General features: G+C 39.3%; 6 protein-coding genes and 1 pseudogene. All 7 read right to left on the minus strand.

Features of this window, described 5'->3' with window-relative positions:
* Window positions 1–326: 326 nt before the first annotated feature.
* On the minus strand, window positions 327–428 hold the full coding sequence (locus ACFINH_RS08730) for a DUF2087 domain-containing protein (protein ID WP_375612583.1): 102 nt from the start codon (window positions 426–428) through the stop codon (window positions 327–329).
* Entirely contained in the window at window positions 407–745 is a 339-nt protein-coding gene (locus ACFINH_RS08735; RefSeq protein ID WP_375613879.1) for a hypothetical protein, read from the minus strand. Before ACFINH_RS08735 ends, ACFINH_RS08730 begins: the two co-directional genes overlap by 22 nt.
* 287 nt (window positions 746–1,032) lie before the next feature.
* Window positions 1,033–2,187 (minus strand): MFS transporter, encoded by a 1,155-nt coding sequence (locus ACFINH_RS08740; protein WP_375632713.1) that lies wholly within the window; start codon window positions 2,185–2,187, stop codon window positions 1,033–1,035.
* A gap of 532 nt (window positions 2,188–2,719) precedes the next feature.
* Complete coding sequence (locus ACFINH_RS08745) at window positions 2,720–3,958, minus strand: DUF2087 domain-containing protein (protein WP_375632715.1); 1,239 nt, start codon at window positions 3,956–3,958, stop codon at window positions 2,720–2,722.
* A 10-nt stretch (window positions 3,959–3,968) separates the two neighbouring features.
* Window positions 3,969–4,643 (minus strand): hypothetical protein, encoded by a 675-nt coding sequence (locus tag ACFINH_RS08750; RefSeq protein ID WP_375613882.1) that lies wholly within the window; start codon window positions 4,641–4,643, stop codon window positions 3,969–3,971.
* A gap of 213 nt (window positions 4,644–4,856) precedes the next feature.
* Complete coding sequence (locus ACFINH_RS08755) at window positions 4,857–6,056, minus strand: MFS transporter (protein ID WP_375632717.1); 1,200 nt, start codon at window positions 6,054–6,056, stop codon at window positions 4,857–4,859.
* A 314-nt stretch (window positions 6,057–6,370) separates the two neighbouring features.
* Window positions 6,371–6,498: pseudogene (locus tag ACFINH_RS08760) on the minus strand (DUF3792 domain-containing protein); the annotation flags it as partial.

Consider the following 6,498-nt stretch of genomic DNA (forward strand, 5'->3'; position numbering starts at 1 on the left):
TTATTATAAGATTAAGTAGGGTAGGGGAAGAACGTATAGGTATCTAATTTACGCGCATAAAGGCTTTGTAGAAATTAAATCTAAACTCAGATTCTCTTGGTTCTTATGTCATCTCTCCCTTTGTCCTATGTGTAGCCTGTATATCGTCATCCTCAAAACAATCTGCTAACTTTTTGTAACAAAAAACTGCAAACAATTCCTTGAACTCCAAACTATCTATACCACTAAATACTAAGGGGGGCGTATAGCTGGCCTAAACTTTCTTTACAGAAAACAAAAAAACAAAACGCTGCATAAGAAAAACTCAAATGCTTGAATTTTTTCTTTCAACGTATGCGCTGATATTTGCTTGCATATCGTCTTAAAAATCCATTTTCCACCAAGATTCGTCTTAATCTCGCAAAATCTAAAGTAAAAAGGCTACATATTTTTGATGTTTCCGTTTCGCGATAGTTTTTCCTATTTTAAATGCTTCTGCAATTTTTGTAAGTATATCTTCTGTTTCTAAATGGCGATCGCTAAAAATTTCCATATTTCGTACATTTTTATCTTCTAGCGCTTGCCATAATTTATCGATTGCTTGAAATCCCTTTGTTGTGTTTTGAATAAGACTAAGGTTTAAAAGGCGATTAATAGATTTGTGAATGTTTTTGGTCTCTGAATTGACAAGTTTGAGGATATCAGAAAGAATTTTAGCACCAAGTATAATAACAGTATAGACAGCGCGTAGTGTCGGTGAGGTCATGGCAGAAATGAGCGAATTATAAGAAAAATGATTTGGCTGTATTGCACATGGATATCAATAGAATATTATTCGTGCAGAATGTAGCTACCTTACGCTTGTCTACCCCATAATCCTTTAAGCTATGAGACAATTTGCAACGGCGTTTACAGAGCAATCTTTAGAGACCGTTTTGAGCTTTTTTGCCGCAGAGTGTGTTCAAAATCATAATTGAGTGATTTATGGCGAAGTGTTTTGAGTGCTCTTGTTGTGCCACCGGTTGCAAAAACTATATGTGACATGGAAGCTGCTTATTTTTTCGTTTGCATGAGGCAAAGGCAAGAAGCAAAGGCGGAGGCACCAACAATCATGCAAAAGGTGAAAGCGATATGATTGTTGAAATGGCTGATAATCCATCCACTTGTCCATGAGCCGGCGGCTTGGCCAATATTTGAAATAACAAGAATATAACTGAAAAGAACACTGGCAGAGAGGGATGAGGTTGTTTTCCCTGCTTGATAGTATATTTCTGGAATCATGACAGATTCATAGACACTGTAGGCAATTAACGCAGTCACAGCGGTAAAGACCCCACCTATGAGGAAAAATGAGGAGAAACTTCCCATAAAGCAGAGCAGATAAAAAGTTGATTTATCGGAAAGGCTGAGATGTTTATTAATTATTCCTTGCCAGATACAAATACTGATGCCAACAATTGAAAAGAAAATTCCACTATAAGGGGCGAGATTGCTGTCAAATTTACTGAGAAGTGTTGTGGTGGTGATGAAAATTCCCATGAGGAATGCACAAAACAAAGCCGTGACCAGCAAATAAGCAATAGAACGATTATGTATTATTGTTTTTAAAGAAGAAAGAAGAGCTTTTTTTGTTTTTTTATTCTTTTCAAGAGATAATGTTTTATGCGGGTAATGATAAACAATTTGAATGGATAGAACACAAAGATACAAACCAATGAGTGCAAAAAAAACCATTAAGAAGGTTGATGCGTTGTATTTTATAGCACTCGTTGCAACAAGAGGGGCGATAACGACAGCAGCATTTTGAAAAAAAGAATAGAGAGTTAATGCGCGCTTAAGAGCATTTTTATTCAGATGTTCTGATAAAATTTCTCTCAAAAATGGCTTTGAAATTGCTTTCGAAAAAGCCATTAAGGTAAAAAAGATCAACCATGCAGAAGGTGTGAGCGATAGGATAATGCACACAAAAGCGCTACTCCTTAAAATAAAGGCGCTAGCCATTAAGAGTTTACGCGAAAATCTTTCTAATAAACCTGTTGTGGTTACCATGAGAATGCTTTCAAGGATTACCGATCCAGCGAGATAAAAAGCAACATTGGCAGCAGTTATGAGAGAAGAGTTTCCAAGCAGAGGGAGTACAAAGAAAAAGGAAAATTCAGAAAGAAAAACTGTGCTATAGATGAAAAAAGGAATTTTATTTTTGCCCATGGAATTTCCATAGAAGTGTTGTTAAATGATCAAAGACATTTTGTTGTATCTTTTGAGGAAGTTTTGCCAGCCCTATTTCTGCTGTGCACATTTCGTTGAAATAGTATCTTTCTTGATTCACTAGCCAGTCCAATGCAAGAATATTGTTTTTTCTACGATGTTTTTAGAAATATCGAGCATGATTTGGATTGAGCAACAACACTGTGTCCGGATGTTCGCGCAACAATCGTAAGATCCATTGAGACCTTGATCCTATATCTTCTCCTGATGGTTTTGACTATTTCTAATTCTTTTTGATAACCACCCAATCCTTTTTGATAACCAATTGGCATCCCGCATTCTTGTTCTTCCCCATTGCATCTCTTGCGAAGAGAGCACGCTAATCTCATCTCCATAGATTGTCAACATATGAATGGGATGAATGATTTTGTAACCTTTTAATGAAATTATATTTTTTTAGTGGAAGGTTATTCATTCTCTTGAAATAGAGAAGAAAAACGAGAGCGTTCGCTAATCATTTTTCAATTCTCTTTTAGCGCATGCGTTGATATTTGCCTCCATGGCGTTGTAAAAAACCTCTCTCAACAAGAGTGCGTCGTAATCGGGCAAAGTCTATCGTAAAGAGGTTGCATATCTTGGAAACTTCCGTTTCGCTATAGATTTTTTCCTTCTGAAAGGCTTCACCAATTTTTGATAGCATCTCTTCTGTTTCTAAATGGCGGTCGCTTAAATTTTCCCTATTCCGCTCATGTTTATTTTCTAGCATTTTCCACACTGTCTCTTCGGCTTGAAATCCTTCTGTTGTGTTGTGAATAAGTCCGAGATTCAAAAGGCGATTGATGGATTTGTGAATGTTTTTGGCATCTGAATCGACATGTTTGAGGATATCAGTAAGATTTTTTGCACCAAGGATAATGGCGGCATAAACAGCGCGCAGTGTCGGGGAGGTCATGGCAGAGATCAGTGAATTGCGGGTATTGCGTTTGTGAAGGGTTTCTTTCCCCATGGGCAAAAGATCATTGCGAATGGGAATTTCATTGATTTCTATGAGTTCTGCTTGTAGCGATTGTGCGCGTACAATTTGTTCGGCAAAGGTGCGTTTACGAATAATCCCCAGACCACTTTGGCGATATTTGTGGTTTTCGGGGAGTGTTAAAGCTTCATAGGAGCCATCAAGCCGGTAGAGAATTTCTTCCCACAAAGGAGTTCTGACGCGTCGAACCCGCTGTTCGCCATTGAGAGCAATTGTTGTTGTTATGGTTGGTTCATGTAGACAAAGATAACCACCCGCGGTGATGTGTTCCCAAAGGGTTATAACAAATCGCACATCATCTGCGGGAGTACCAGCATCAAGCCAAGCAAAATCTATTGGTCCCCAAGATTTGAGCGTTTCATCATCAAGAGAGAAAAAATTCTCATGGATAAATGTTACAGTATCTTTTTCAATACCGCCTTGAAGCAGTTCTTGCCATGCTTCTTCGGCTGATTGACCTTCGACTGTAAAATCATCAATGGTGATAAGCCGAGGTTCGTAATTCTCAAGGATTCCTGAAGGATCAAGCAAAGCTGTACGCTCTTCCCAGGTGGAAGATTCTAAAAGTTTTTTATCTTGTTGCCATGCTTGTTTTGCTTTTTGCAGTGCTTTAGCAATCAAGCGCGTACTATCACCAGCACCGATTTCAATGACTGTGCGCGGTCTTGCCATTTGAATAAGCGCATAAATGAGCTGTGCACTATTTTCTGTTCCCATGCCAGGTCTTATCAGCTGCATCTTTTTATCCTTATAATTTTACCAATCGTAGCATTCCTGCTTTTATAAAAAACTTTATTGAATCCTCTAGCGGATATTGAATACGTATTGGTGTGGTGGCTTGCTTCAAGAGATGTTTTGTTTTTTCATGAAGCCGGATTGTACGCCCATTGAGTTGATTAATGGCAAGACTGCCAAGAGAAGAATCTATGATAATACATGTTGGCTCTCGTAAAAGAGCGGTTGCATCATTTTCTGAAAATGCTTTTTGATCTGTTTCGATGAGACCGTGTTGTAAAAGTGATATCAAAAGACTTCCAGAGGCAAGAAGAGTACCATTGAATTGTATTTCCCTCAGTGATTGGACAAGGCAGCCTTCACGAAGTGCTTCAAATGTGGGAAAATCGAATCCGCCAAATGCCGCTCCTTTTGTAGAAACAATGGTGATGGGTTGTATTTGCCGTTTGCCAATGAGTGCTGGTTTGTTTTTTATTATTTGTACATCTTTTGCCCATTGAACGCGTGATAAAGGATTGAGTTCACTTGGGTAGACAGCGAAAGAATTGATGGCTATGGGCGGCGTTGGTTTTTGCAATTCAAGCGTGTGGATGTTTTCATTCAAGTCATGTTGCATGGTGTTTGCAAGTTGCCATACATAACCGCCTGTTCCATTGTAAAAGTTTAAGCCTATAGGGTCTTGTTGCATGATGTTATCGTTTTTTTTACTTTAAAATATCAAGTTTTGGGGAGGGTTGTTAGTTGCTCTACATTAAAGAGTGGTTTATCAAAGTCCTATTGGGTTGGTATGGGGTTGCATGGGATACAACGATTTGATAGGGATTTTATTGAAATTTGATTGGGTGGTGATTGTCATGTCCTTTTGGGGTGTATGGTTTGCTTGAGAAAAACGCCTCGTCCACTAACCATTATCAAATTCTCTCTGTTTTTTTTGTACGGCACTGTTCACAATAAAACCTAAGATGCCTGTGATCATTGTGGCGATGCCAATGATAAACAGTGTGCTTTGGGTGTGATGCACTTTTACAAAACCGGCTCCTAGAAAGCCAAGGCACACCGCTGTTTGTATGATAAAGATATAGGCAGGCATTTGGTTGTTTCGGTGTTCTTTCTGAATGGCTTTCATCATAAAACTTGCCATCAGAGCATTTTGCACGCCGTTAGCACCCCCAAGGATGAAAAATGACAGCATCATTAACCATACAATATGTGTTAAGGAAAAGCAGAAAATTGCAAAACCAATTATTGTAGCGGCAAGTGATGCACCAGCGGCATTGCCAAAGCGATGAAAAAGGCTGGAGAAACAGAGTGGACCAACCACGAGGCCAAGACTTAACATGCTTGTGATTACCCCATAGGTTTCTGCACTGAAGTACAGCTCAGTGCGGATGCGGACAATCGATAAGACGTTGAGAGCAGAGGTGAGGATGATGGTAATGATGAGGGGAGAAAGAGCATAGACAACATTTTTTTTACGCAAGAGACCCGTTAAATCTAGCCCTTTTTTGCTTTTTTGCGTTGTGTTTGTCGTTTGTGTATGAATTTTAAAACTTTTAAAACAGAAGAGAGTGATAAAGGTAGCAAAAAGAACCATGATTGACAACACAAACAATCCTTTTTGCCCGTTTGATATTCCATACAACACGCCCCCTAACAGTGGTCCTGCAATATAGCCAAGATTACGAACTGTTTGGATAATGCGGTTGATACGGTCTAATTGCTGATCATTGGTTGCAAATTCTGGGACGGAAACGAGGATAGCAGACCAAAAGAGTGAACCAGCACAACCTAGTGCGAAAGAAAGGGCAATATAAACCCAAAATTGGTTGGCGATTGCAGCTGTGGCTATAAAGAGTGCTTCAAACAATAAAACAATGGGTACTGTTCGCGCTGGTTGGAAGTGATGCAAGAGGCGTGGTGCAATTGGTCCGGCACAAATTGCCCCGACAAGCCCTGCAAACAGCAGCATTGAAATAGATGCTGTGCTTTCTGCTAAGTGGAGAGCAAATGTAACTTGTGCTGTTTCATCGGCAAAGCTGCTAAAGCCCAAAACAAGGAAAAGCCCCATTTGGGTGACAATCATGGATTTTTTCTTTGTCACAATGCTCCTCCCCAAGAGGTTATAAGGTACAATTTTCTTCTACGTGTTTATGGTATATCCCATGCTTTGTATAGTTTTTCTTGATGATCAGTTGAGAAAGGAAGTTTTCAGAGCTCTTTTCCAAAACAAGCACAATGCCTATTGGCAGCGATGAGCAACTCCTTATGTTTTTTTTAAGGGGAGTATTAAGGATGATGGGCTGGTGAAGTTGTCTGATATGAGAGACAATGATACAAAAAGACAATCAGAAAATTTTGCAAAAAAGCTGCAGTATGCGTGCAGCTTTTTATGTATTTGCTTTAAAGGTAGACGTTTTAAAGCATGAAAGTGTCCTTACGGCTTCTATAACCATAATAGCCAAAAACACTGGAAATAATGGCGCCTACCAGACTTCCTAAAAAGCCCCACCACCCCATATTGGAGGCTGTTTTTGTGGCTTTAG

The sequence above is a fragment of the Bartonella sp. AA74HLJMH genome (assembly GCF_042197045.1).
Taxonomy (GTDB): domain Bacteria; phylum Pseudomonadota; class Alphaproteobacteria; order Rhizobiales; family Rhizobiaceae; genus Bartonella.

Coding starts and splice junctions, on each gene's coding strand:
- ACFINH_RS08750 (WP_375613882.1), bottom strand. CDS start 4,643: ATGCAACAAGACCCTATAGGCTTAAACTTTTACAATGGAACAGGCGGT.
- ACFINH_RS08745 (WP_375632715.1), bottom strand. CDS start 3,958: ATGCAGCTGATAAGACCTGGCATGGGAACAGAAAATAGTGCACAGCTC.
- ACFINH_RS08740 (WP_375632713.1), bottom strand. CDS start 2,187: ATGGGCAAAAATAAAATTCCTTTTTTCATCTATAGCACAGTTTTTCTT.
- ACFINH_RS08735 (WP_375613879.1), bottom strand. CDS start 745: ATGACCTCACCGACACTACGCGCTGTCTATACTGTTATTATACTTGGT.